This window comes from Pseudoduganella sp. OTU4001 (genome assembly GCF_038440195.1).
Lineage (GTDB): Bacteria > Pseudomonadota > Gammaproteobacteria > Burkholderiales > Burkholderiaceae_D > Rugamonas.
In genome coordinates, this window is the sequence record NZ_JASATG010000003.1 from 170,286 (window position 1) to 194,776 (window position 24,491).

The window sequence follows — 24,491 nt, forward strand, 5'->3', positions numbered from 1 at the left end:
GATGAACCTGGTGCTGCAAGGAGTTGGCGATTGCGCCGCCCGTCTGCAGCGCATCGCCGCCCTGACCGCGCCAAAACGCGTGGTGACTGTTTCCGACAACGCCCTGCGCTGCGAAGGAATCACCTATACCCCGGCCCTGCGCCAGACCATCGAGATCGCCGCCCAGGCGGCCCAGCTGGATACCACCTACATGATGGGCGTGCGCCGCCTGGACGAATTCAAGCTGGTGGCGATGGATATGGATTCGACCCTCATTACCATCGAATGCATCGACGAAATCGCCGACATGCAGGGCCTCAAGCCGCAGGTTGCCGAGATCACCGAAGCGGCCATGCGCGGCGAGCTGGATTTCTCAGAAAGCCTGAAGCGCCGCGTGGCGCTGCTGGAAGGCCTGGATGCATCGGCACTGGAGCGCGTGTACGAAGAACGCCTGCGCCTGTCGCCCGGGGCCGAGCGCATGCTGAAGGGGGTGCAAGCTGCCGGCCTGAAGACGCTGCTGGTTTCCGGCGGTTTTTCCTTCTTCACCGAAAAACTGAAACCGCGCCTGGGCCTGGATTTCACCCGCGCCAATGAGCTGGAAATTGTCGACGGCAAGCTGACCGGCAAAGTGGTCGGCGAGATTGTCGATGCGGACGTCAAGCGCAAGACGGTGGAACACGTGTGCGCCGCCATGGGCATCCGCCCGGAACAGGCGATTGTCATGGGCGACGGCGCCAACGACCTGAAGATGATGGGTATTGCCGGCATGTCGGTCGCCTTCCGGGCCAAGCCGGTGGTGCGCGAACAGGCCAGCGTAGCATTCAACTACGTCGGCCTGGACGGCATCCTCAACCTCTTGGGTTAAAAGTCGGGGTCATGTCTGACATTCGGACATTTGCCTAAGGCAAATGTCCGAATGTCAGACATGACCCCGACTTTTCAAGCGACGACGCCGCGCTCGCGCAGCGCGGCCACCTGCGCCTCGGTCAGGCCCAGTCCCGCCAGTACATCGTCGGTATGCTGGCCCAGGGTTGGGCCCTGCCAGCGCACTTCTCCCGGCGTTTCCGACAGCTTGGGTACGATGCCAGGCATCTTCACGTGCACGCCATCCGGCAGCTCCGTATCGAGCAGCATGCCGCGCGCCTGGTAGTGCGGGTCGGCCACGATATCCTTCACCGAATAGATGCGGCCTGCCGGCACCTCCGCTCGCTCCAGCACCGCCAGCACCTCATCGATGGTGTGCGCCGAGGTCCAGCCGGCGATCGCCGCATCGATCAGCTTTTCCTGCGCCGCGCGGCCATCGTTCTGTGCGAATTGCGGGTCTTCCGCCATATCGGCCCGGCCAATTGCGGTCATCAAACGCTTGTAGATTGGGTTGCTGTTGCCGGCAATGACCACATACGAGCCATCGCGCGTCGGGTAGGTGTTGGATGGGGCGATCCCCGGCAGGGCGCCGCCGCTGCGCTCGCGCACATGGCCCAGCAGGTCGTACTCGGGCACCAGCGACTCCATCAGGTTGAACACGCTCTCGACCAGCGACACGTCCACCACCTGCCCGTCGCCCTGCCCCATTTTCACGCGCAGCACCGACATCAGCGCGCCCATCACCGCATGCAGCGACGCCAGCGAATCGCCCAGGCTCACGCCCACGCGCGCCGGCACGCCGCCCGCCTCGCCGGTGGTGTAGCGGATGCCGCCCATCGCCTCGCCAATGGCGCCGAAGCCCGGACGGTCCTTGTAAGGACCGCTCTGGCCGTAGCCCGAGATCCGCACCATGGTCAGCTTGGGATTCAGCGCATGCAGCGCGTCCCAGCCCAGGCCCAGCTTTTCCAGCGCGCCCGGCTTCATGTTTTCGATCAGCACATCGGCGTCTTCGCACAGCTGCTTGACCAGCGCGATGCCTTCCGGCGCCTTCAAGTTGATCGAAATGGACTTCTTGTTACGCGACTGCAGATACCACCACAGCGAAGTGCCCTTGTGCAGCTTGCGCCACTTGCGGATGGGATCACCCTCGCCCGGCGCCTCGATCTTGATGACCTCCGCCCCGAATTCCGCCATCAGGCGCGCCGCAAAGGGCGCCGCAATGAGCGTCCCGATTTCAATGACTTTGATACCCTGCAACGGACCCGCCATTTTCACCACTCCTCTTGCAATTACATTATCATTAACGCCGAACCAATCATTCTAACCGGAGGCGAAAAATGCTGTACAAAGGTAGCTGCCATTGCGGCAATGTGAAATTTGAAGCCGAGGGCACGATTGAAGGACTGGTCTCGTGCAACTGCTCGATCTGCCAGCGCAAGGGTGCGCTCATGTGGTTCATCCCGCGCGACAATCTGAAATTGCTGACGCCCGAAGCCGACCAGGCCAACTATACCTTCAACAAACACGTGATCAACCACCGCTTCTGCCCGAAGTGCGGCATCCACACCTACGGTGAAGGCAAGGACCCGAAAGGCAACGCCATGGCGGCCGTCAATGTGCGCGTGCTGGAGGACATCGAGCTGGAGTCGTTCCCGGTCCAGCACTACAACGGGCGCGAACTGTAAGGAGCCGTTATGGCACAGGAACTTGTATTCGACGACCGTACCCGCTCCGCCAAGGAATGGGCGTTCTGGCTTTACCTCGGCCACGGGCTGAGCATCTTCTTCACCCTGGGCGCAGCCTCGCTGATCCCTCTGATCCTCAATTACGTCAAGCGCGGCGACAGCGCAGGCACTTTCATCGATAGCCACCATGGCTGGATGATCCGGTCGTTCTGGTGGTACCTGGTGTGGATTTGCGTGGGCTGGGCGCTGTTTGCCACCCTGTTCGGCATCCCGCTGGCGTGGCTGGTGTGGGTCGGCGCCTGGCTCTGGAAAATCTACCGCTTAATCCGCGGCATCACAGCCCTCAACAACAACGCCCCCATCGGCGATTAAGGCCGACCGCAGAATTCACTGCGCTTGGCAGGCGCGCGCAGCACCTGGTCGACGTAGTAGGCCAGGGCGGCTTCGGTGTACTTGGGATCTGGATGCATGGCGACGAAGGGCGCTGCCTTTTGCATCCAGGTCGCTACGCAGTTTGACGTAGGCTGCTCGCTGTCGGCGCAATCCGTGTAAGCATCAAACGCGCGCCGATAACTCGAGAACGTCGCATGGTCCATCGGCAGGCCATGTCCCGGCACCAGCGTTTCAAACTCCAGCTGGTCAATCTCCGCCAATGCCTTACGCCAGCCTTCCGCGCAACCAGTATCGAAGAATGGCAGCGGCACCACCACCAGGTCGCCCACAAACACCGTCCTGCTGGCTGGATCATGCACCCAGACGTCTCCCTCGGTCGCGGCGAACTTCGCCAGGTGCAGCTTCAGCTCCCGCTCGCCGAGCCGCACCGACATCGTCCCTTTCACCGGCTGGTCAGGGATCAGGTTGCCCGGATCATTGATCGCCCCGAGGTACAAGCGCGTATCCGCCTTGCGCGCCTCCGGTACGGATGGATCCTCCAGGCGCGCCTTGGCCTTATCGACATTCCGGATCAGGAAGCCCTTCAGCGCCCCTTCCACCGCCATACTTGTATAGAGCTTCGCGCCCGGATAAGCCGCCCGGATCCGCGCGTTGCCCGTCGCATGGTCCAGGTGCCAATGCGTGTTGACGATAGAAGTAATCGGCTTATTCCGCGCCTTGGCGAGCGCGATGATTTTGTCCGTATGCTCCGGATGGCGGCCGGTGTCGATGACCAGCATCTCATTGGGTCCCTCGAACACAATCGAATTCCCATCCGGCTGCACATCCTGCGGCACTTTGCCTTCGATGAAGGTGTACGGCACCTGCGCGACCGGGGCGCCGGCCAAACCCATAAGCATAGACAGCGTAGCAATTGAGATCATTCGGGCCTTATCCTCTCAGTCGGTTTGGGGCCCGCAAAGTTGCGAGCCGTCGATGTTATGCCCCTATCGGGTCCCGCCTACCGCCCTCCTGTCCGAGTTGCTGCGCAAGGCCAATCAAGATTCCCTCCGGGCCGCGGATGTAGCAGAGCCGATAGATCTTTTCGTACTCGACCACTTCGCCAACCAGCTTCGCTCCTCGTTGCTGCAGGCGATCGACAGTTTCGTCGATATCGTCCACCGCGAACATCACCCGCAGGTATCCAAGCGAATTTACCGGGGCGACGCGGTGATCCGCCACGACCTTCGGGGCAAGGAAACGGGATAACTCAAGCCGGCTGTGTCCATCCGGCGTCCGCATCATCGCAATCTCGACGCGCATGCCAGGCAGCCCGGTTACGCCATCCGCCCAATCGCCTTCCACCGGGGCGCGCCCCTCAAGGTGCAAGCCAAGCTCGGTGAAGAATTCAATCGCTGCATCGAGGTCTTCCACCACGATGCCGACATTATCCATGCGCTTAACCGCCACGTTCCCTCCTTTGAGTTACCCGAGCCCGGTGAAAAATCGCAATCAGTGCACAGCCTTAAGATTTTTCAGTTTGGGCAATGCAACAGAAGCCGGGACTTCCTCGAACGAAAGCGTTGAACGCTTCTTCATCTCGACACCATTAAAAGACATCGTGGCGTCGGTTTCCAATTGAACGTAGTAGACCTCACCAGCATCGGCATTCACGACTACTGGTTCCGCTTCGAATATCCAGTCCCAAATTGAAGTTAACTGCTCGACTTTATGCCGACCAGGAGCAACACGAAACTGAAGGAAGCTGCCGTTTTTCAGGTCATCCATCTTCCGACCATTGAGGGCAATGGTCGGCGAACCGCCGCCATTGGCAAGCCGCCATTCCCGATAGACGTAGATCAGTGCCTCATCTTTGGCGGGGACTTCGTGAGAGTAGTGAGGACCGGATGCCGCGCACCCGGTGAGCAAGACAATTGAGGTTAAGAGAATAAGGAACTTTTTCATCAGCGAACGCTCATTGTTTATTTACCAAGCATTATGACGCCATGAGATGCGTTGGGCAATGCCGAGGATGGCGTGTCAGGCGCTTTCGCTGCGGTTGCGGCCTGCGGCTTTGGCGCGGTATAGGGCGCGGTCGGCGGTTTCGACGAAGGCTGTGAGGTCGGAAAAGACGCCGGGTCCTACGGTGCAAATGCCCTGGCTTAAGGTCACGCGCGGAGCAACGCTGGAGTATTCGTGGGCGATGGCCAGCCGGCGCACTGCATCGTGCATGTGGCGGGCGACGATCGCTGCGCCTTCGGCATCGGTATCGGGCAGGATGGCTGCAAACTCCTCGCCGCCGTAGCGCGCCAGCAGATCCTGCGGCCGCGCGACCACGCTCGCCAGAATGCGCGCAATCGCGATCAGGCAGGCATCGCCCTGCTGGTGCCCGTAATTGTCGTTGTATTGCTTGAAGCAGTCGACGTCGATCATGATCAGCGACAGCGGTGTGCCATTGCGCTGCGCCCTGCGGTACTCGCCTTCCAGATGGATGTCGAAACGGCGCCGGTTGGCCACACCGGTCAGGCTGTCGGCATGCACCAGGGCCTCCAGCTCTTTGGCCTGGCGCCGCAACTGATTCTCCCGCGCCACCTGGGAGCTGACGTCAGCCACATGTACCATGCAAAAGCGCTGCCCGTCCTGCAGCAGCAAGGGCGTCACCTGCACCGCCTGCGGCATGCGCTCGCCATCTGCGCCATGCAAAGCAAATGGCGAACGGTTCAAGGTCTGCGACAGCAAAGCCGACAGCCCCTGCCTCAGCGCGGTGCGCAGCGCCTGGTGCACCCGGCCGCCGCACAGTTCCGGAAACAGCGCGGAAAAATCGCGCTCAAGAACCGCGCCCGCCGCCAGACCGCTGGCGCGCTCCAGCCAGGCGTTCCACAGCACGAGCCTTTCATCCTGGTCGAACACCATGACACCGGCCCCCAGCGTGCGGAATGCCGCCCGCAACAGGCCCAGTTCCACTGCCGCCACATCCTGCGCCATCAGAACTCACCGTGTTGCGAAAGATAGCGGTCCAACAGGACAGCCAGGCTGCTCAATGCGTCGCCGTCCAACAGCAATGCCAGATAGCCGTCGATGCGGTGGCTCTCCACGCTAAAGTCGATCTTCAACGTCAGCACCATGTCTTCCGGCTCTCCGCCCAGCAGGTCGAGGATATGCATCCCGCTGTTGGTACAGTATTGCGGGAGCGAGCCGCTCAGCTCCTGACCGATGGCATTCGCCAGTCGGCCAACGCAACAATTAAGCACGATGTTGCCGATCTCGCTCATCGCTTCCTGCTCCAACTCCGTCAGTTCGACAGCGGGGCACTCGCCGCCTACCATCAGGCGCACCAGTTCCAGGCTCTTCTCCTCAGGGAACATCAACATGGCAGTGGTGCCGAAACTGCCGGTGAAGCGCTGCGTGATCGCGCAGATGCGGCGCTGCGTCGCACCGCCCACGGAAAGCGCAGCCTCGGCCCGCGTTTCAAAGACGATCGAAGGGAAGGACATCGCCACTTCGTCATTCACGATTTCGCTGACAGCCGCCGCAGCAAGGCCCACGCCCTGGTTGAAGATCTCCACCAGCGCATCATGCTGCATGTCGTCGAGCCTGAACATCAGCCGCGCTCCAGCAACGCGAGGATGCCTGCGATGCGCTCACGCGTCACAGGTTTTTCGGCGAAATCCACGTCCAGTCCTTCGGCACGCAAACGCGTGGCGCTCTGGATATTCGCCGTCAGTATGCAGATGGGCAGGGACGGTTGCTGTCCACGCATCAGCGAAGCGGTCGCCAGGCCGCCGATGCCTGGCATATTCACGTCGAGGATGACCAGGTCCGGCGCCACGCTGTCCAGCATCTGCAAGCCTTCCTCCCCGGTGCCGGCCTCCACAATCCGCCAGGCAGGATGCAGCTGCTGGATGAAATCGCGCGCAAACATGCGTGAGACCTTACTGTCGTCAATCAGCATGATGGTGCGGGTAGAAGAATCGTTCATTTACTAGTTCCCAAAGTGCAACATAAATTGCGAAGAATCAATGGCAACTAGTATAGAAAAGCCCGCCACCCTATAATTAACTTTAACTGCAAGAAATTTAACTTTAACTGCAAGCCGCTTTACCAATGAAGTATATTCGGGCCACCACATTCCTTGGGTTTGAAGAAACCGCTCTCGCAGTCGGCCTGGATCCCGAAGCTTTGCTGCGCGCCGCTGGGCTCCAACCCAAAGATATCCGCAACGAGAAGAACCGGATTTCGATAAATGCAGCAGCCGCGATCTTCCACCATGCAGCGCTGGCTTCAGGATGCGAAGATTTCGCGCTGCGCGTTTCGCGCCACCGTAAATTGTCGGTACTGGGGCCGCTGGCCATGCTGACTTATGTGGAGCCTACGGTACGGGAAGCCGTTGCCGCCGTACTGCGCTACCAGGCCATGCACACCAATGCTGTCCACGCCCATCTGGTCGAGCAAGACGGGCTGGCCTACCTTGGTTGCCATGTCGACCTTGAACGGAATGTACCGGGACGCCAGGCGCATGAACTCACGATCGCTACGATCAACAAGATCCTGTCGGTGTTGCTGGGCCCAGCATGGCGTCCGCTGCAAGTATGTTTTCGCCATGGGCCGCCGCGCGTGCAAACACTGCATAGCGCCGTGTTCCGTACCGATGTCGAATTCAATAGTGGAGCTGACTGCGTGATCCTGCGCAGCAGCGACCTGGATCGCGAAATATCCACAGCCGACCCACAGTTGGCGAGGAATGTGCGTGATTACCTCAGCACCCTCGAGTTGCCGGCACAGGCTAGCTTGCGCTTCGAGGTCAGGCAGGTGGTGGAAATTCTTATCGTCAGCGGCAACTGTACCGCCGAAGCGGTGGCGCAACGTCTTGGCCTTCCAGTCCGTACTTTTTATCTGCGCCTTAAACAGGATGACGCAAGCTTTGCCGCCATCGTCAACGATGTGAGAAAGGAAATCGCGGTGCGCAAGCTGGAGACTGCGGATGCCAGCATGAGCGAGATATCCGGCATCCTCGGCTTCTCCAGCCTGCCGGCTTTCTCGCGCTGGTTCCGCCAGCACTTCGGTTGCACTGCACGCGACTGGGTAGCGGACCAGGCAAGCGTCAGGAACCGCTGATTCCGTTCATGGCGGCCAATGCGCGCTCAATATCGACAACCAGGTCGTCAGGGTCTTCCAGGCCGATGTTGAAGCGGACAAGGGTACCCTTCTCTTTCCAGTTCTTGCGCATGGCCTGGATGCGGTATGGGATGCACAGGCTGTGCGCGCCGCCCCAGCTATAGCCGATGCCGAACAGTTCGAGCGAATCGACGAAATTGTCGGTTTGGGCCTCAGTGTACTTTTCGTCGAACAGCACGGAGAACAAGCCGCCGGCGCCGGTGAAGTCGCGCTTCCAGTTCTCGTGGCCTGGACAGTCTTTGAATGCGGGGTGCAGGACCTTGCTGATTTCGGGGCGCGTTTTCAGCCAGGTTGCGACCTTGCGGGCGGAGGCGTCGTGGGTTTCGAAGCGGATCTTCAGCGTTGGCAGGTTGCGCAGTACGAGGTAGGTGTCGTCGGCGCTGACGCCCATTCCGAGGCGCATGTGGGCCATGCTGAGGCGTTCGTGCAGGAGTTTGTCGCGTGTGGTCAGGCAGCCCATCAGGACGTCGGATCCGCCGGATTGATATTTGGTGAGGGCCTGCATCACGATGTCGACGCCGAGGTCGAAACCGCGCAAGGCCAGGCCGGCGGACCAAGTGTTGTCGAGGGCAACCAGTACCCCCTTCTGCTTTGCGGCGGCGCAGATTGCCGGCAGGTCGGGGACTTCCATCGAGACGGAGCCTGGGGCTTCGGTCCAGATCAGCTTTGTGTTGGGCTGGATCAGGTCTACGATGTCGGCGCCGATCATTGGGTCGTACAGGCGTGCGGTGATGCCGAAGTCGGTCGACAGCCAGCGTGCGAGGTCGCGGTTGGGGCTGTAGACGTTGTCGGGCAGGAGGACGTCGTCGCCGGACTTCAGCAGTGCGAAGTTGCACATGGCGATGGCGGCGAGGCCGCTGGGGGCTAGCAGGCAGTGGTTGCCGCCTTCGATTTCGGCCAGGCGGGCTTCAAGGGTGAAGGTGGTGGGCGTGCCGTGCAGGCCGTAGGTGTAGGCGTTCTTCTCTTTCCAGTCGCCGGAGCGCATGGCGGCGACGTTCTTGAACAGGACTGTGGAGGCGTGGTGGATGGCGCTGGGGAAGGCTGCAAAGCCTTCGGGCGGCACGTAGTCCGTGTGGATGATTTGGGTTTGAAGGCGCTTTTTGGTCATGGCACCTATTCTAAACCTTTACTGTCTGATGGCGATCAACACGGGGCGTGCAGGAGCCGCCTAACCTTTAGTTCTCATACCATCCGGAGAGCAATCATGCCGTAGGAACTAAAGGTCAATGAATCGGATATCACCTTTAGCCGGCGAAATTAAGCGAGGCACTGCAATTGCCACTTTCGATGCAACTGGCCGCTACCCACGGGATGCGCGCGGCCGATACGCTGCAATTTACATTAGCCATAACGCTCAGGGCATTGTGGTACTCGACCAATGGAATGCAAAGCGCAAAGTGTCTGAACGGACTATTCGCTTTGATCCAAATTCGAAATCTCGCAGCAACAATGCAGAGACGTTCTATGTCATTGAATAGTTCACCCTTCCTCCACTGGGCGTTGGGAATAGCGCTGACTTTGCGCGGAGTTCCGGCTTTTGCGGAACCGGTCAAATGTCCAAGTACGATTGATTCGCATCGCTTGCACAGGGTGGAGATATTTGATGGTCATCCATCTGAGCAGGCATCCCTGGTACCGGATGAAAGCACGGGAAATGGTTCCGCAAGGGCTGTATGGAAATTTGAGCCGTTTAGCGGAAGAAGGATCTGGGTCGTTTGTGCTTATCGTGGCACAAGCAAAACCGTTTTGCTTGAAATGCCGGCTTCTACGAGGCGTTGTGAGGTGAGGTTCCGGAGGCATCGGCCTCAGAGTATCGATTGCGAGTAGCGGAGGATAAGCCTGCGGTTTGGTAGTTTGTGGCTGAGGCGTAAGCGCAGGAGTTTGAACGACCGGGGGAGACGCGGCTTTTGAACCGGTAAACCAGGGTCAGACCCAAGGGTCTGACCCCGATGTGCGGGGGGCGCGGGTTATTGGGCTTCGCCCCACAGGTCGTGGGCGTCGGCGCTGGTGATTTCTACGTCGAAGAACTGGCCGACGGCCAGCTTCTTCTTCGGATCGAATGGGCGCTTGACGTGGACGACGCCGTCGATCTCAGGGGCATCGGCGGACGAGCGGCCGATTGCGCCGCTTGGGGTCAGTTCGTCGATCAGCACTTTGACAGTCTTGCCGACTTTGGACTTCAGGCGGTTGCGGGAGATTTCTTCCTGCAGCAGCATGACGCGGCCGCGGCGTTCTTCGCGCACTTCTTCCGGCACCGGATTCGCCAGTTCGTTGGCAGTGGCGCCTTCTACCGGCGAGTAGGCGAAGCAGCCCAGGCGGTCGATCTGGGCTTCTTTCAGGAAGTCCAGCAGGTATTCGAATTCCGCTTCGGTCTCGCCTGGGAAGCCGGCGATGAAGGTGGAGCGGATGGTCAGGTCCGGGTTCATCTCGCGCCATTTCAGGATGCGGTCCAGGTTCTTTTCGCCGGAAGCTGGGCGCTTCATGCGCTTCAGGACGTCCGGGTGGGCGTGCTGCAGCGGGATGTCCAGGTAAGGCAGGATATGGCCGTCGCCCATCATCGGGATGATTTCGTCGACGTGCGGGTATGGGTAGACGTAGTGCAGTCGCACCCAGGCGCCGTACTGCTTGGCCAGCTCGCCCAGGGCTTGGGTCAGCTGGGTCATATGGGTCTTGACCGGGCGGCCGTTCCAGAAGCCGGAGCGGAACTTGACGTCGACGCCGTAGGCGGAGGTGTCCTGCGAGATCACCAGCAGTTCCTTGACGCCGGCTTTGAACAGGTTTTCGGCTTCCAGCATCAGCTCTGCGATCGGGCGCGACACCAGGTCGCCGCGCATCGATGGAATGATGCAGAACGAGCAGCGGTGGTTGCAGCCTTCGGAAATCTTCAGGTAGGCGTAATGCTTCGGGGTCAGCTTGATGCCTTGTGGCGGCAGCAGGTCGATGAATGGTTCGTGCGGCTTTGGCAGGTGAGTGTGCACCTGGGCCATCACTTCGCCCACGGCGTGCGGGCCGGTCACGGCCAGGACTTTCGGGTGGACTTTCTGGATGATGTCGTCGCCGTCCTTGTCTTTCTTGGCGCCGAGGCAGCCGGTGACGATGACTTTGCCGTTTTCAGCCAGCGCTTCGCCGATGGCGTCCAGCGATTCCTGCACGGCGGCGTCGATGAAGCCGCAGGTGTTCACGATCACCAGGTCGGCACCGTCGTAGGACTTGGCGGTTTCGTAGCCTTCGGCGCGCAGCTGGGTCAGGATTTGTTCGGAGTCGACCAGTGCTTTCGGGCAGCCGAGGGAGACAAAACCAACTTTAGGTGCGGGGGTGCCGTCGGTGGGGGCGATGGTGCGGGTGATTTGCTTGGATTGCATGGCAGATAGCTGATGATTCAGGGCAATCTGCCATTATACCAAAACCGGGCGGGTCTGCCCCTTGGGTCAGCCCCTGATTTACCGGTTTACTTTTTGTCAGCTGGCGGGGCAAACGGGAAGGTGCCGAAGATGTTCTTGCTTTGGTTTTGCATCTGCTCTTGCATCTGCACGAACAGGCTCTTCGACTGTTCAACGTAGTTATTCATCATCCCCTGCATGATCGGCGCTTGCACGTTCATGAATTGGGTCCACATTTCCGGGCTAAAGGATTTGCCGTCGAAACTGGCGGCCCCCTGGGTGAATTTACGCTGGATATCGGTAAATGCCTGGATATTCTTTTCCAGATAAGAACCCATCATGCCTTGCATCGCGTGGCCGTAAAAACGGATGATCTGCGCGAGCACGTCGGTGGAGAACATCGGCACGCCGCTGGCCTCCTCTTCCAGAATGATCTGGAGCAGGATGCTGCGGGTCAGGTCTTCGTTGGTTTTGGCATCGACGACCGTGAATTCCTCGGCATCCAGCACGAGTTGTTTCACGTCCGTCAGGGTAATGTAGGAACTGGTTTGCGTATCGTAAAGACGGCGATTCGGGTATTTCTTAATCAAGCGTTCAGTACTTTTCTTTGCACTACTCATCACTGGTCCATTTATTGCGCCGCAGCGCGCTTACCTGCCGTTGATAATATTTGCGACCCCATTATAGGGCGAAAAAAATTGTTTTGGCACGACAATGTTATAAGTTAACTGATTGTCGTGACCAATATTGCAACGCAACCAAATATTACCTTAAGTTAATCAGCCTTGGCTTTTACATAACGTCCTGGGGCGGCTTCGATCGGCTCGTATTTGGCATTACCGAGCTTGGTGCGGGCCTTGACGTCCTCGCCGCCGTTTTCGGCCAGGAAGGCTGACCAGTCGGTCCACCAGCTGCCAGGGTGCTCGGTCGCCCCGGCGAACCATTCATCCGGCGTCGCTGGCTGGGCGTCATTGGTCCAGTAGCTGCGCTTCTTCTTGGAGGCCGGGTTGATTACGCCGGCAATGTGGCCGGAGGCGCCAAGAATAAACTTGTTACGTCCCTGTTTTTTGGGATTCAGGATCTTGGTCGACTCGTAGGCTGCGTTCCACGGGACGATGTGGTCTTCGCGCGAGGCGTAGATGAAGGCGGGAGCGTCGATTTTGGACAAGTCGACTTTTTCGCCTGCCACCTTGAGCTTGCCTGGAACTTTCAGGCTGTTTTCCAGGTAGGTGTTGCGCAGGTACCAGCAGAACATCGGGCCAGGCAGGTTGGTGGAATCGGAGTTCCAGTACAGCAGGTCGAACGGTGGTGGTTCGTTGCCCTTCAGGTAGTTGGACTGGACGTAGTTCCACACCAGGTCGTTCGGGCGCAGGCTGGAGAAGGTGCTGGCCAGGTCGCGGCCGGGCATCAGGCCGCCGTTTTTCAGCGTCTGCTCGCGGATCTGTACTTGCGGTTCGTCGATGAACACGTTGAGGACGCCGGTGTCGCTGAAGTCGAGGAAGGTGGTCAGCAAGGTCACGCCGGCGGCTGGGTGTTCGCCTCGGGCGGCCATGACGGCCAGGGAGGTAGACAGCAAGGTGCCGCCAACACAGAATCCCAGTACATTCAGCTTATCCTGCTTGCTGATTTCGCGGGTGATGTTGATGGCGTTGATGGCGCCTTTTTCGATGTAGTCGTCCCAGGTGGTCTTGGCCATCGACTGGTCGGGGTTGCGCCAGGACACCAGGAACACGGTGTTGCCCTGCTCTACCGCGTAGCGTACCAGGGAGTTTTCCGGTTGCAGGTCGAGGATGTAGTACTTGTTGATGCATGGCGGCACCATCAGCAGCGGGCGTTCGTGCACGGTCTTGGTCAGCGGGGCGTACTGGATCAGCTGGAACAGCTCGTTCTCGTACACCACGGCGCCTTCGGTGGTGGCCAGGTTCTTGCCGACTTCGAAGGCTTTTTCGTCGGACAGGGAAATGTGGCCCTTCTGGATGTCGCCCAGCAGGTTGGCCAGGCCCTTGGTCAGGCTTTCGCCCTTGGTTTCGATCAGTTTCTGGTGCGCTTCCGGGTTGGTGGCGAGGAAGTTGGCGGGCGACATGGCGTCCACCACCTGCTGCACGGCGAAGCGGATTTTCTGCTTTTGCTGCGGGGTTGCGTCAACGGCTTCCGCCATTTGCATGAGGAATTTGGCGTTTAGCAGGTATGATGCCGCGTTGAACGCGGACACCGGGTTGCCTTGCCAGGCTTCGGACGAGAAGCGGCGGTCCTTTAACGACGGCGCTTTGCCGGTCAGGAATTCCTGCCACAGCGCGGTGAACTCGCCCATATAATCGTTTCTCAGCTGCTCCATTGCTTCCGGGCGGACGGCAGCGCCGGCATCGCGCAGCAGCGCGGCGCCAGGGACGACGTCCATTTCGGGCATCATCTTGAACCAGGATTGCCATTGGTTCGGGTCGCTGACTTGTGCCATCCATGCGTTAGCGAAGGCTTGCGGGTCGGGCATGTTCATTTTCGAGTCCGTTAAAAATACTGAAGTTTTAAAAAGACTACATATGCTGATTGTTGCTGTTGCTTGGCTCTATGTCACAGTGCTGATGGCGTTTACGGAGCCTACCGTAGTTGCCGGCATTATGACGTTTCTGCTGTATGGCGTATTGCCATTAGGCATACTATTTTATCTAACAGGCGGCAAACGCCGCAAACGCAAACGGGCAGCCGAAGCCGCCCGTCGTGATGATCCGCCTACTGTTTGATCCAGATCAAACTGGCCTGCCGTCCGGTTACCTTGTCGCGGCGGTAGGAATAGAAGCGGCTGGCGTCGGTGACGGTGCAAAGATCGCCGCCGCTGACGTCCGTCACATTTGCCCGTTTGAGTGCGAGGCGGGCTAGCGTGTAGATGTCTGCCAGGTATTTGCCGGGCTGGCCGGGGCGGGCAACAAAGGCTGCGCGCACTGCGGCTTGCTCGTATGAGTCGCCTGCTGCACCGGCCAGGAAGGCTTGCAATACCTCCTCCCCTACTTCGAATTCCTGCGGGCCGATTGCGGGGCCGAGCCAGGCGATGATTTCGTCGGCGGGTGCGGCGAGTTCGGTGCGCATGGCCGCTACTGTCGCTTCGAGGACGCCGCCGGCAAGGCCGCGCCAGCCGGCGTGGGCGGCGCCGACGACGGTACCGGCGCGGTCGGTGAACAGCACTGGCAGGCAGTCGGCGGTCTGGATGGCGCAGATGGCGCCGGGCATGGTGGCGATGCTGGCGTCGGCTTCCGGCACGCTGCCGCGCGCCACACGGTCGGCGCGGGCGACGGCCGCGCCGTGCACTTGCGACAGCCAGGCCGGCTCGGATGGCAGCCGTCCGCGCACGATGGCGCGGTTGAAGGCCACATTGGCGGGATCATCGCCGACGTGGACGCCCAGGTTCAGGCCTCCGCCCGCCGTGGCGATCTCCTGCGGCCCAGGACCATAGGGCGCGGGACTCACGCCCCCGCGCCGCGTTGTGCAAACGAACCCGATATTGTCCGGCGCGCCGGGCCAATCCGGCACCAGCCATTGCGCCCCTTGGAAAGATTGCTGCATTACTCGTCGTCGAATTCGTCGTCGTAGATGTCGTAGTCTTCGTAGTCGCCGTGGCCAGCTGCGGCAGCGGCCAACGCCGCTTCGTCCGGCTCTTCGATGCCGGCGCGCTCCATCAGCTCGATGAAGTCTTCCGCCAGTGGCACGTGCCATTCCATCTGCTCGCCCGTCACCGGATGGATCAGGCCCAGGCGGCGCGCTTGCAGCGCCTGGCGCGGGAAGACATTGGTCAGATGCTGCTTGCCATACACCTGGTCGCCGATCAGCGAGAAGCCCAGGTGCGCCATGTGGACGCGGATCTGGTGGGTACGGCCAGTCTCCAGGCGGCACTGCACCAGCGATACCGGGCGGCCGTCCAGCTTGCCTTCAGCCAGGCGCTGGTAATGGGTGATCGCCGGCTTGGAGCCCATGCTGGTCGACACCGCCATCTTCACGCGGTCCTTCTGGTCGCGGCCCATGGAGGCGTCGATGGTGCCGCTCAGGCGCGGGGTGCCCCACACCACGCACCAGTACTCGCGTTTCACGGTACGCGCTTGCAGCTGGCGCACCAGGTCGGTCTGGGTCGGCAGGTCCTTGCCCACCACCATCAAGCCGCTGGTGTCCTTGTCCAGGCGGTGCACGATGCCGGCGCGCGGCACGCCGCCCAGCTGCGGCCAGCGGTGCAGCAGGCCGTTCAGCATGGTGCCGGACCAGTTGCCGGCGCCCGGGTGCACGACCAGGCCGGCCGGCTTGTTGATCACCAGCAGGTGGTCGTCTTCAAATACGATGTCCAGCGGCACGTCTTCCGGCGTGAAGGCAACGTCTTCCGGCGCCGGTTGCGGGTTCACCAGGATTTTTTCGTCGCCGTACACGGTGGCGCGGACTTTGGCCGGCTTGCCATCGACGGTAACATGGCCTTCTTCGATCCAGGACTGCAGGCGGCCGCGCGAGAACTGGGGCACCAGGCGTGCCACGACCTTGTCCAGGCGCTCGCCGCAGACTTCCTTGGTCAGTTCGAGTTCAATCGGGGCCAGGGGATCGCCGGCAGGCGCATCATCCCCAAATTCACCTTCAAAATCGGCGTCAAAATCGTTATCAGGCACTTGTTCTGCCGAATTCATCTCAGGTTTCAATATCACAGCATTCCCATCGGCTATAATCAGCCAAGTTTAGTATTTTGGTTAACGATTCCTTGCACATCAACATGCAAAAAAAATTATCAGTAGTTGCAGCAACAGTCGTACTGTTTAGTTTGTCAGCTTGTGGCCTGTTACCAGAACGCGCGGACGAGTCCCGAGGCTGGTCCGCAACGAAATTATACTCGGAGGCCAAGGAAGAACAGGCCGGCGGCAACTATGAACGTGCTGTCCAGCTGTTTGAACGCCTCGAATCGAGCTATCCATTCGGCACTTATGCGCAGCAGGCGCAGATGGAAATCGCGTATTCCCACTATAAGGCACAGGACCAGGCCCAGGCCCTGGCGGCCGTGGAGCGCTTTATCAAGCTGCACCCGAACCATCCGAACGTGGACTATATGTACTACCTGCGCGGCCTGGTCAATTTCAACGATTCGATCGGTCTGCTGAATTTCCTGTACGAGCAGGACCCGGCGGAACGTGATCCGAAGGCGACCCGTGAGGCGTTTGCGGCGTTTAAGGCGCTGGTGCAGAAGTTCCCTGACAGCAAGTACGCGCCTGATGCGCAGGATCGCATGCTTTACCTGATCAATGCGATGGCCAAGTATGAGATTTATGTGGCGCGCTATTACTTCCGCCGTGGCGCTTACCTGGCGGCGATCAATCGTGCGCAGGGCGTGCTGACTGACTTTGCCGAGTCGCCATCTATTGAAGAAGCGCTGGCGATCATGTATCGCGGCTATGACAAGATGGGCAATTTCACGCTGCGCGATGATACCAAGCGCGTGTTTGTGAAGAACTTCCCTAACAGCAAGATGCTGGAGGATGACGGTTCCAAGAAGACTGCCTGGTATCGGATCTGGTGAAACCGGTAAACCGGTGTCAGACCCGCAGGGTCTGACACCAACCGCTTAAGTTCAAGCGGCGAGCTTGCGGCGGAACACCCAGGTCGTGTCGTTCGAGGCGTCCGCTTCGAACTTGTATCCATCCACATTGAACTTCTTCAGCTTTTGCGGGTCGGTGATGTTGTTCACCGCTGCATAGCGCGCCAGCATGCCGCGGGCGCGTTTGGCGAAGAAGGAAATGATCTTGTATTTGCCACCTTTCCAGTCTTCGAAGACTGGGGTGATCACCGGCATGGCCAGCTTCTTCGGCTTCACGGACTTGAAATACTCGTCCGACGCCAGGTTGACCAGCACCGGCGAGCCTTCCTTGTTCAATTCCTCGGTGATCATGTCGCCCCAGAACTCGTACAGGTTCTTGCCGCGCGGGTTCTGCAGGCGGGTACCCATTTCCAGGCGGTGCGGGTGGATCAGGTCCAGTGGCTTCAGCATGCCGTACAGGCCGGACAGGATGCGGATGCGCGACTGGGTGTAGTCCAGCTGCCTGGCCGTCATGGAGCGCGCATCGAGGCCGTCGTAGACGTCGCCGTTGAAGGTCATGACCGCCTGGCGCGCCTCGCTGGTGTCCTTGGTCCAGGACGCGTAGCGCGCCACGTTCAGCGTGGACAGCGCATCGGACAGCTCCATCAGCTCGCCCAGCTCATTCGGCGAAAACGCGCGCAGGCGCTCGATCAGCTGCTCCGAATGATCGAGAAAAGCCGGTTGCGTTGCGAGTTTGGTGGTTGGCGGGGTTTCCAGGTCAAGACTTTTTGCAGGCGACAGCACAATCAGCATAAGATTTCAAATTCAAACGAAAAACCCCGACATGATACCCGTTCCACCACAAGTTGCACCGAAGCGCATCGTCATCGACACCAATGTCTGCCTCGACCTGTTTGTTTTCCAGGATCCGCGCTGGGCAGCGCTGCTGGCCGCCATCGAAAGCGGCGCGGTCGAAGCGATCACCCGTGCGGACTGCCGCGCCGAATACCTGTTCGTGCTGAACTACCCTCACCTGCCACTCGATGAGAACACCCGTCCGGCGAGCGCCGCCCGCTTCGACCAGTACATCAAGGTGGTGCAGCCGCCGGAATCCGGCACCCGCCTCCCGGTCTGCACCGACCGCGACGACCAGAAATTCCTGGAGCTGGCGCGCGACGCCCAGGCCGATATCCTGATCACCAAGGACAAGGCCCTGCTCAAACTGGCCAAGCGCCTGGCCAAAGCCGGCATGTTCAAGGTCATGCAGCCGGAAAAATGGACGATAGATGCTTGACATTTGAGTTTTACCCTTAGGGCAACACTTGTTTTTATCTGCTGCGCTAGAATGGAAAAAATGTCCATTTCCCAAGCAAGATGAAACAATTGCATTCCCGCCTGCCTCACGTCGGCACCACTATTTTCTCGCGCATGTCCGCGCTGGCAGGCCAGCATGGCGCGGTCAATCTCGGCCAGGGTTTTCCCGATTTCGCCTGCGATCCGAAGCTGGTGGACATGGTCACCACGGCCATGCGCGAAGGCTTCAACCAATACCCGATGGGTACCGGCGCGCCGGTGCTGCGCCAGGCCATCGCCGACAAGGTGGCCCGCATCTACGGCCACCAGTACGACGTCAATACTGAAATCACCATCACGCCCGGCGCGACCGAGGCGCTGACCACCGCTATCCTGTGCAGCGTGCACCCTGGCGATGAGGTGGTCGTCATCGAGCCGGCCTACGACAGCTATATGCCGGCCATTGAGCTGGCGGGCGGCGTGCCGGTGCTGGTCCAGATGGAAGTTGCGCCGCACGGCGGCTACAGCGTGCCTTGGGCGCGCCTGGCCGCTGCGGTAACGCCGCGTACGCGCATGATCGTCATCAACACCCCGCACAACCCGACCGGCAGCGTGCTGCGCGCGGCTGACATGGCGGCGCTGGCCGATATCGTGCGCGGCACCGATATCCTGATCCTGTCGGACGAGGTCTATGAGCACATGGTCTTCGACGAGGAGCGCCACGAATCGGTGTGCCGCTATCCCGAGCTGGCCGAGCGCTCCTTCGTGGTGTCCAGCTTCGGCAAGACTTACCACGTGACCGGCTGGAAGATCGGCTATGTGGCGGCGCCGGCCATGCTGATGGCTGAATTCCGCAAGGTCCACCAGTACAACGTGTTCTCCGTGAATACGCCTATGCAGCACGGTATCGCCAGCTATATGGCCGATCAGGCGCCGTATGTGGAGCTGCCCGCCTTTTACCAGCGCAAGCGCGATTTGTTCCGGCGCGGCCTGGAGGGCAGCCGCTTCGAGTTGCTGCCTTGCGATGGCACATATTTCCAGTGCGTGCGCTATGACCGCATTTCGTCGCAAAGCGAAGCGGAGTTTGCGGAGTGGCTGACCACGGAGGTGAAGGTGGCGGCAATCCCGGTTTCGGCCTTCTACCGCGATGGCCAGGATTCGGGCATTGTGCGCTTCTGCTTTGCCAAGAAGGACGAGACGCTGGCGCTCGCGTTGGAGCGACTGGCGCGTGTGTAATCTTCGGGGATGATCATGAACCAGTACTTGAACAGCCTGCAGGACCTCGGCTCAGATACCGGAGCGCGGCTGGAGCGGCCGCCGTCCGTACTGCATGAACTGAACCAGGCCAATAAGCGCCTGGAGAAGCTGCTGGGCGATTTGCGCAACGAGCGCAATGCCGATGCGGATTTGCGCAATATCGCGCGCGAGGTGGTGCGGGCGGTTGAACTGAATCCGGATATCGCCCTCGCCTGCCTGTTCCTGAACCAGATTGCCGGCACCTATGCGGTGCGCCATTGCATCGAGACGGCGATTGTGGTGGTGCTGGTGGCGCGCGGCTTGGGCAAGGCGTCCGATGAGGTGCTGTCGCTGACGGCGGCAGCGCTCACCATGAATGTCGGCATGCTGCGCCATCACGACAATTTCCAGAGCAAACCGGGATCCTTGAACCATGAGGAAATGGCCATTGTCCGCCGCCATCCGGAAGACAGCGCGGAGATGCTGAAATATGCGGGCGTGGAGGACCAGGAGTGGATCTCCTGCGTACTGATGCACCATGAGAATGATGATGGTTCCGGCTATCCGCTTGGCATGACGCGCGAGCAGATCACGCACAATGCGCGGCTGCTGTCGCTGGCGGACCGTTATTGCGCGCGTGTTTCGGCGCGCAATTATCGCTGCTCCATGCTGCCGGACGAGGCGCTGGAGAAGCTGCTGCATGATCCTTCGCATCCGGCCGATCCGGAGCTGCAGGACCAGTTCCATCGCCAGGTCGGAAAATTCCCGCCCGGGGTGCTGGTGCAGCTGGCGAATGGCGAAATGGGTGTGGTGACTACGCGCGATACGGGCGATGGGGTGCTGGAGGTGCGCTGCATGCGTGATTCGTCCGGCAAGGCCTTGGCGGCTGCGGTGCAACGCCGCACCGACCAGCCGGAATGCGCGATCAGCGCGGCCCTCACCGAGGACCAGGCTGATTTACGTTTCAGTATGAAGCAGGTCTGGGGCGCGCAGGCGGCCCTTTAATTCAACTGCTGCAGGCGGCGCTCGACGAAGGATTGCAGCTCGGGCGTAAGGCGGCCGATGTCGCGGGCGCGCTGGAAGGCGATTTTGGCTTCGGCGTTGCGCTTGTCGGCTTGCAGCGAGATTCCCATGCCCATCCACCATACGGCGTTGCCGGGTTGCAGGCGCACGGCGGCCTGGTAGTGGTCGGCGGCTTCCTTGTGGCGGTTGTGGCGCTGCATCACGCCGGCCAGCAAGGCGCGGTAGTCGGCGTTTGATTCGGCGTATGGCAGGCTGCGTTGCAGGGTATCCAGGGCGTTGCCGCCATGCTCCAGCTGCAGGCGGGCCAGCAGCATGGCCATATTCGCCTGGCGCGGGTCGAGGCTGGTCGCGAATGTCATGTGGCGGATGGCCTCCGCAGTGCGGCCGCCTTCGATCAGCAGGCTGACCAGGGTTTGGCGGGCTGCCTCGTGACGCGGGTAGAGATAGACCGCTTGCTCAAGTCCTGCAATTGCCTCGATGATACGGGCGTCTTGCAGGCTTGCCAGGGCGCGGCGGTATTCGTTTTCGGCTTTTTGCTGCGAGCTCAGACCCGCTTCGACGCCCTCGCCCGCCGCCACCTTCGCGCCGGGCGCGGATGCCTTGGCTTGCCCCCGAGCCTTCGCCGGCGCCGTCGCCGCAGCATCTCCCTGGGCCCGAGCGTGCGCAGCGATCGGGGCCTGCCCCGACGCCGTCGCAGGGCCGCGCTGCGCAGCACCTTGCGCCACGTCCGCGATATGCGTCGGCGCCTTCGCCCTGGCCGGGGCCAATGCGTGCACCGACTCCCGCTTGCCGGCGGCGGCCTGAAGCTTGTCGGCCGGCGGGGCGGATGCCGCGCGCTCGGTGGCGGCGCGGCGGGCGGCGGCGTTGCGTTCTTCCATTTTGCGCGCCAGCTTTTCGCCGGCTGCGCGCTGCTGTTCGGGTGGGATGCCGCCCTCTACCACCGGCGCGCCGTCGTCAGCATCGGAAGCGGCGACCGGGCCGCGCGCCTGCTGGATGGCCGGCTTCGCGGCCTGCGGGCCTGCGGCCGGCACAGGCATAGGCGCAGGCTGCGTACCACCACGGAAATACTTATAAGCCGCAAACCCACCACCCCCAAGCACCGCAAGCGCAACAACACCCGCACCAATAACCGCCGGCGACAAACCGCCGCGCGACGCCGCGCCCACCGGCCGCACCACGGACGAAGCAGAACTACGCGCACCATCACCGCCGCGCGCATCCAAGTCCTGCAGCATCTTATTGATCAGACTCATTTCAACACCGCCCACGCCACGCCGCCAGCCGCCATCAGCACGCCGGCCGCCGCCGCCAGCCAAGGCCAGCGCACACCCGGCAATGCGCCCGCATCGGAGCGTCCCACGGTGTCCTTCGCCGCCATGGCGACATGCTTGTTCTCCACCTGCTGGCGACCCTCGCCATAAGCCAGCATCAGCGACTTGTGCGCGATGATATTGACCAGGCGTGGAATCCCTTTGCTCGCCGAATACAAGCGCTTGACCGCCCCCTGCGAGAACAGCCGCGCCCCAGCGTAACCCGCCACACGCAGCCGGTGCGCGAGGTAAAAGTCCAGGTCATCGCGCGACAGCGCGCCCATGTGGTAATGGAAGGTGATGCGCTGCGCCAGCTGGCGGATCGAATCCACCTCCAGGTGCCTGTTCAGCTCCGGCTGCCCGAACAGCACGATCTGCAGCAGCTTGCGCTTTTCCGTCTCCAGGTTGGTCAGCAGGCGCAACGCCTCCAGGCTCTCGATCGGGATAGCCTGAGCCTCGTCCAGGCACAGGATCACCTGTTTGCCATCGCGCGCATAATCCAGCAGCTTGTGCGTGATCGACTTCAGCATCTGGTGCTGGTCGACATCACGCTCCAGCGGCACTTCCAGCTCGTCCGCCAGTGCCAGCATCAGCGTGCGCGGCTCAAGGTAAGGATTGGGAATATAGGCGGTAACGAAACCATCGCCAATGGTAGCCAGGAACTTACGGCACAACAGCGTTTTACCGGTGCCCACCTCACCGGTGATCTTGATGAAACCCTCGCCGCTGCGGGCCGCAACCAGCAGCGTATTCAGCGCCTCCTGCGAGTGGGCGCTGGTAAAGAAATACGTGGTATCGGGTGTAATCCCGAACGGCAGCTCGCGCAGGCCGAAATGCTGCCGGTACATCAGCGTGCCCCTTTACGCGCAGGGTCGAGACCCTTGATGCGGCGCTCCGCGTTCAGCAAATCTTCGCTCCAGCTGGCATCGCTCTCCACGATGGTCGGCTTGATCAGCACCACCAGCTCGCGTTTCTGCATGACTTCCTGGCGGTTGGAGAACAGCCCGCCCACCACCGGCAGGCCGCCCACACCCGGCACACCGGAACGGTCGCTGGTCGAAGCCTGGCGCATCAAGCCGCCGATTGCCACCACCTTGCCGTTCTGGCCGCGCACCATGCTGTCGAACTCGGACGTGGTGGACGAGGCCAGCGGCAGGTTCAGGTTGCCCGCGCTGCCCAGGTTCACGCCCTTATTGACGGTCGAGACCTGGCTCACTGAAGGGTGAACGTGCATCAGGATATTGCCGTGTTCATCGATCTGCGGCGTCACATCCAGCACCACGCCGGAGAAGAACGGCTGCAAGGTCACGTTCGGCGACACCGTGCCGTTGCCGGACGAGCTGGTGGTGGTGGTGGTGCTCACGCCGGTGACAAAGAATTCGTCGGTACCGATCTTCAGCACCGCCTTCTGGTTATTGGTCGCCGTGATACGCGGACTGGAAAGCACATGCACCGTACCCTGCGACTCCAGGAAGGAAATCAAGGCCGCGAAATTACTGGTCTGGAAAGCCAGGCCAAACAGCGAGCCCGCACCTTCCGCTGCATGCAGCAAGGTGGAACCGCTGGTCGCCACCAGGCCATTGATGGTATTGCCGATCGGGTCCACCACCGAATCGCGGCCGCCGTTGCGCGGCAGTGCGGCCAGGCCAGTGCCTGGCTGGACCACTCCGCCCGAAATCTTATGGTTGTTGCCAGTGCCGAAAGCCGCCCAGTTGATGCCCGACTGGAAACCGGAGTTCAGCTCCACCTCCAGTATCTTGGCTTCCAGGATCACCTGGCGCTCGACCGACAGTTGCGTCGCACGCAGGTAGCGGTCAACAGCGCGCAACTCGTCCGGCATGGCGCGCACCACGATCACGCCCGACTGCGGGCTGATCACCACGGAGCGGCCCCCATCCTTGCTGCCCACCAGCGCTTCCAGCGACGCCTTCAGCTCCTTCCAGAAGTCCGATTCGGTGCGGGTCGATACGTTGCTCGCATCGCGCACACGGCCACCGTTGCCGTTGTTATTCTGATTGTTGTCGTTATTGTTCTGGTTGTTGCCGTTATTGTTATTGCCGTTATTGTTGTTGCCGTTATTGTTGTTATTGTTGTTGGCCACATCGGCCACGGAGGTCGAACTCACGCGCAGGTTCGAGGTACCGAGGCGCTGGGCCGTCAGGTAATTCACCTGGAACATGCGGGTCTGGATGGTCAGCGGGCGGATATAGATACGGGTGCCTTCAATGCGGTAGTCGTAGCCATACAGCTCACGGATCGCATCCAGCGCCTCGGTCAGGGTCACATCGCGCAGCTTGGCGGTAATCGTGCCGCTTACTTCCGGATGCACCAGCATGTTGTAGCGCGTACCCGCCACCAGCGAATTGAAGAACTGCTGCGCCGGCACATTATTGAAGGCGACATTGAAGCGTTCCTCCAGCACCTCATGCGCCTTCGGCAGCGCACTGGCCAGCGAGCTGACCGGCGGCAGCAGCGCATTCGACACCGCATCCGGCTGCGCCTGCGCAATCGGCTTGGTGGCGGCAGCCATCTGCTCGCTGATCTTGTCGTAGGTGTCGCGTGGCGGCGCCGAGCTGCAGCCCGCCAGTGCAGCGGCCACAGAAATTACGCTTGCCAGCTTAAGGAAGTTTCGCATTGTTTGTTC

The 24,491-nt window shown here is 60.9% G+C and carries 28 protein-coding genes; 11 read left to right on the forward strand and 17 right to left on the reverse strand.

Translation table 11 applies throughout. From position 1 onward, the window contains the following. The first annotated feature begins 1 nt into the window (after nucleotide 1). A complete protein-coding gene (gene serB, locus AAHE99_RS04300; RefSeq protein WP_342115017.1) occupies nucleotides 2–844 on the forward strand; it encodes a phosphoserine phosphatase SerB in 843 nt (280 codons plus the stop codon). Nucleotides 845–918: 74 nt separating this feature from the next. Here the strand turns inward: serB and AAHE99_RS04305 are convergent, their stop codons facing one another. Beyond that, entirely contained in the window at nucleotides 919–2,112 is a 1,194-nt protein-coding gene (locus AAHE99_RS04305) for a CaiB/BaiF CoA transferase family protein (protein WP_342114752.1), read from the reverse strand. A gap of 68 nt (nucleotides 2,113–2,180) precedes the next feature. Between AAHE99_RS04305 and AAHE99_RS04310 the strand changes: the two genes are divergently transcribed. Together AAHE99_RS04310 and AAHE99_RS04315 are read left to right on the forward strand one after the other, a co-directional pair. Then, on the forward strand, nucleotides 2,181–2,528 hold the full coding sequence (locus AAHE99_RS04310; protein WP_342114754.1) for a GFA family protein: 348 nt from the start codon (nucleotides 2,181–2,183) through the stop codon (nucleotides 2,526–2,528). Between the two features lie 9 nt (nucleotides 2,529–2,537). After that, the gene (locus AAHE99_RS04315) at nucleotides 2,538–2,900 is read left to right on the forward strand and encodes a DUF4870 family protein (protein ID WP_342114756.1); all 363 of its coding nucleotides are present in this window, start codon (nucleotides 2,538–2,540) and stop codon (nucleotides 2,898–2,900) included. On the opposite strand, the gene AAHE99_RS04320 is transcribed toward AAHE99_RS04315, so the two are convergent. From AAHE99_RS04320 to AAHE99_RS04345, 6 genes are all read right to left on the reverse strand, one after another. Next, complete coding sequence (locus AAHE99_RS04320; protein WP_342114758.1) at nucleotides 2,897–3,820, reverse strand: MBL fold metallo-hydrolase; 924 nt, start codon at nucleotides 3,818–3,820, stop codon at nucleotides 2,897–2,899. The two genes, AAHE99_RS04315 and AAHE99_RS04320, sit on opposite strands and share 4 nt — an antisense overlap. 79 nt (nucleotides 3,821–3,899) lie before the next feature. Beyond that, on the reverse strand, nucleotides 3,900–4,370 hold the full coding sequence (locus AAHE99_RS04325; RefSeq protein ID WP_342114760.1) for a VOC family protein: 471 nt from the start codon (nucleotides 4,368–4,370) through the stop codon (nucleotides 3,900–3,902). Nucleotides 4,371–4,412: 42 nt separating this feature from the next. Beyond that, nucleotides 4,413–4,865 (reverse strand): DUF2846 domain-containing protein, encoded by a 453-nt coding sequence (locus AAHE99_RS04330; RefSeq protein WP_342114762.1) that lies wholly within the window; start codon nucleotides 4,863–4,865, stop codon nucleotides 4,413–4,415. A gap of 75 nt (nucleotides 4,866–4,940) precedes the next feature. Then, nucleotides 4,941–5,885 (reverse strand): sensor domain-containing diguanylate cyclase, encoded by a 945-nt coding sequence (locus AAHE99_RS04335; RefSeq protein ID WP_342114763.1) that lies wholly within the window; start codon nucleotides 5,883–5,885, stop codon nucleotides 4,941–4,943. Further along, a complete protein-coding gene (locus tag AAHE99_RS04340) occupies nucleotides 5,885–6,502 on the reverse strand; it encodes a chemotaxis protein CheC (RefSeq protein ID WP_342114764.1) in 618 nt (205 codons plus the stop codon). Before AAHE99_RS04340 ends, AAHE99_RS04335 begins: the two co-directional genes overlap by 1 nt. After that, entirely contained in the window at nucleotides 6,502–6,879 is a 378-nt protein-coding gene (locus tag AAHE99_RS04345) for a response regulator (protein ID WP_342114766.1), read from the reverse strand. The genes AAHE99_RS04340 and AAHE99_RS04345 overlap by 1 nt, the downstream gene beginning before the upstream one ends. A gap of 125 nt (nucleotides 6,880–7,004) precedes the next feature. On the opposite strand from AAHE99_RS04345, the gene AAHE99_RS04350 reads away from it, so the two are divergent. Then, complete coding sequence (locus AAHE99_RS04350; protein WP_342114767.1) at nucleotides 7,005–8,015, forward strand: AraC family transcriptional regulator; 1,011 nt, start codon at nucleotides 7,005–7,007, stop codon at nucleotides 8,013–8,015. On the opposite strand, the gene AAHE99_RS04355 is transcribed toward AAHE99_RS04350, so the two are convergent. Continuing rightward, complete coding sequence (locus AAHE99_RS04355; RefSeq protein WP_342114769.1) at nucleotides 8,002–9,183, reverse strand: cystathionine beta-lyase; 1,182 nt, start codon at nucleotides 9,181–9,183, stop codon at nucleotides 8,002–8,004. The genes AAHE99_RS04350 and AAHE99_RS04355 overlap by 14 nt on opposite strands. 118 nt (nucleotides 9,184–9,301) lie before the next feature. On the opposite strand from AAHE99_RS04355, the gene AAHE99_RS04360 reads away from it, so the two are divergent. Both AAHE99_RS04360 and AAHE99_RS26760 read left to right on the forward strand, forming a co-directional pair. Next, nucleotides 9,302–9,553 carry a BPSL0067 family protein gene (locus AAHE99_RS04360; protein WP_342114771.1) on the forward strand — a complete coding sequence of 84 codons (252 nt, stop codon included), beginning with the start codon at nucleotides 9,302–9,304 and terminating at the stop codon, nucleotides 9,551–9,553. After that, the gene (locus AAHE99_RS26760; RefSeq protein ID WP_446728889.1) at nucleotides 9,540–9,902 is read left to right on the forward strand and encodes an STY0301 family protein; all 363 of its coding nucleotides are present in this window, start codon (nucleotides 9,540–9,542) and stop codon (nucleotides 9,900–9,902) included. The genes AAHE99_RS04360 and AAHE99_RS26760 overlap by 14 nt, the downstream gene beginning before the upstream one ends. A 140-nt stretch (nucleotides 9,903–10,042) precedes the next feature. Here AAHE99_RS26760 and rimO read toward each other — a convergent pair whose 3' ends face one another. The 3 genes from rimO to phaC all read right to left on the reverse strand — a co-directional run bounded on the left by rimO (nucleotide 10,043) and on the right by phaC (nucleotide 13,949). Next, complete coding sequence (rimO, locus tag AAHE99_RS04365) at nucleotides 10,043–11,437, reverse strand: 30S ribosomal protein S12 methylthiotransferase RimO (protein ID WP_342114774.1); 1,395 nt, start codon at nucleotides 11,435–11,437, stop codon at nucleotides 10,043–10,045. Between the two features lie 86 nt (nucleotides 11,438–11,523). Next, nucleotides 11,524–12,075: a polyhydroxyalkanoate synthesis repressor PhaR gene (gene phaR / locus AAHE99_RS04370; RefSeq protein ID WP_342114775.1), complete on the reverse strand. Its 552-nt coding sequence runs from the start codon at nucleotides 12,073–12,075 to the stop codon at nucleotides 11,524–11,526. A 155-nt stretch (nucleotides 12,076–12,230) separates the two neighbouring features. After that, nucleotides 12,231–13,949: a class I poly(R)-hydroxyalkanoic acid synthase gene (phaC, locus tag AAHE99_RS04375; RefSeq protein WP_342114777.1), complete on the reverse strand. Its 1,719-nt coding sequence runs from the start codon at nucleotides 13,947–13,949 to the stop codon at nucleotides 12,231–12,233. Between phaC and AAHE99_RS04380 the strand changes: the two genes are divergently transcribed. After that, the gene (locus tag AAHE99_RS04380) at nucleotides 13,942–14,193 is read left to right on the forward strand and encodes a hypothetical protein (protein WP_446728890.1); all 252 of its coding nucleotides are present in this window, start codon (nucleotides 13,942–13,944) and stop codon (nucleotides 14,191–14,193) included. The genes phaC and AAHE99_RS04380 overlap by 8 nt on opposite strands. Here AAHE99_RS04380 and pgeF read toward each other — a convergent pair. Further along, nucleotides 14,183–15,010 (reverse strand): peptidoglycan editing factor PgeF, encoded by an 828-nt coding sequence (gene pgeF / locus AAHE99_RS04385; protein ID WP_342114779.1) that lies wholly within the window; start codon nucleotides 15,008–15,010, stop codon nucleotides 14,183–14,185. The two genes, AAHE99_RS04380 and pgeF, sit on opposite strands and share 11 nt — an antisense overlap. After that, nucleotides 15,010–16,107 (reverse strand): RluA family pseudouridine synthase, encoded by a 1,098-nt coding sequence (locus AAHE99_RS04390; RefSeq protein WP_342114782.1) that lies wholly within the window; start codon nucleotides 16,105–16,107, stop codon nucleotides 15,010–15,012. The genes pgeF and AAHE99_RS04390 overlap by 1 nt, the downstream gene beginning before the upstream one ends. Nucleotides 16,108–16,190: 83 nt before the next feature. Here AAHE99_RS04390 and AAHE99_RS04395 point away from each other — a divergent pair, with 83 nt between their 5' ends. Beyond that, on the forward strand, nucleotides 16,191–16,988 hold the full coding sequence (locus AAHE99_RS04395) for an outer membrane protein assembly factor BamD (RefSeq protein ID WP_342114783.1): 798 nt from the start codon (nucleotides 16,191–16,193) through the stop codon (nucleotides 16,986–16,988). 51 nt (nucleotides 16,989–17,039) lie between these two features. Here AAHE99_RS04395 and yaaA read toward each other — a convergent pair whose 3' ends face one another. Next, nucleotides 17,040–17,798: a peroxide stress protein YaaA gene (yaaA, locus tag AAHE99_RS04400; protein ID WP_342114785.1), complete on the reverse strand. Its 759-nt coding sequence runs from the start codon at nucleotides 17,796–17,798 to the stop codon at nucleotides 17,040–17,042. A 31-nt stretch (nucleotides 17,799–17,829) separates the two neighbouring features. Here yaaA and AAHE99_RS04405 point away from each other — a divergent pair, with 31 nt between their 5' ends. The 3 genes from AAHE99_RS04405 (at nucleotide 17,830) to AAHE99_RS04415 (ending at nucleotide 20,519) form a co-directional block, all read left to right on the forward strand. Next, nucleotides 17,830–18,279 carry a putative toxin-antitoxin system toxin component, PIN family gene (locus tag AAHE99_RS04405; protein WP_342114787.1) on the forward strand — a complete coding sequence of 150 codons (450 nt, stop codon included), beginning with the start codon at nucleotides 17,830–17,832 and terminating at the stop codon, nucleotides 18,277–18,279. 80 nt (nucleotides 18,280–18,359) lie between these two features. Beyond that, the gene (locus AAHE99_RS04410; RefSeq protein WP_342114789.1) at nucleotides 18,360–19,514 is read left to right on the forward strand and encodes a pyridoxal phosphate-dependent aminotransferase; all 1,155 of its coding nucleotides are present in this window, start codon (nucleotides 18,360–18,362) and stop codon (nucleotides 19,512–19,514) included. Between the two features lie 15 nt (nucleotides 19,515–19,529). Beyond that, nucleotides 19,530–20,519 (forward strand): HD-GYP domain-containing protein, encoded by a 990-nt coding sequence (locus AAHE99_RS04415; RefSeq protein ID WP_342114791.1) that lies wholly within the window; start codon nucleotides 19,530–19,532, stop codon nucleotides 20,517–20,519. On the opposite strand, the gene AAHE99_RS04420 is transcribed toward AAHE99_RS04415, so the two are convergent. The 3 genes from AAHE99_RS04420 to mshL are packed head-to-tail and all read right to left on the reverse strand — an operon-like array spanning nucleotide 20,516 to nucleotide 24,482. Next, nucleotides 20,516–21,790 (reverse strand): hypothetical protein, encoded by a 1,275-nt coding sequence (locus tag AAHE99_RS04420; protein ID WP_342114792.1) that lies wholly within the window; start codon nucleotides 21,788–21,790, stop codon nucleotides 20,516–20,518. The two genes, AAHE99_RS04415 and AAHE99_RS04420, sit on opposite strands and share 4 nt — an antisense overlap. Further along, on the reverse strand, nucleotides 21,787–22,695 hold the full coding sequence (locus AAHE99_RS04425) for an ExeA family protein (RefSeq protein WP_342114794.1): 909 nt from the start codon (nucleotides 22,693–22,695) through the stop codon (nucleotides 21,787–21,789). Before AAHE99_RS04425 ends, AAHE99_RS04420 begins: the two co-directional genes overlap by 4 nt. Then, complete coding sequence (gene mshL / locus AAHE99_RS04430) at nucleotides 22,695–24,482, reverse strand: pilus (MSHA type) biogenesis protein MshL (RefSeq protein ID WP_342114798.1); 1,788 nt, start codon at nucleotides 24,480–24,482, stop codon at nucleotides 22,695–22,697. Before mshL ends, AAHE99_RS04425 begins: the two co-directional genes overlap by 1 nt. Nucleotides 24,483–24,491: the final 9 nt, after the last annotated feature.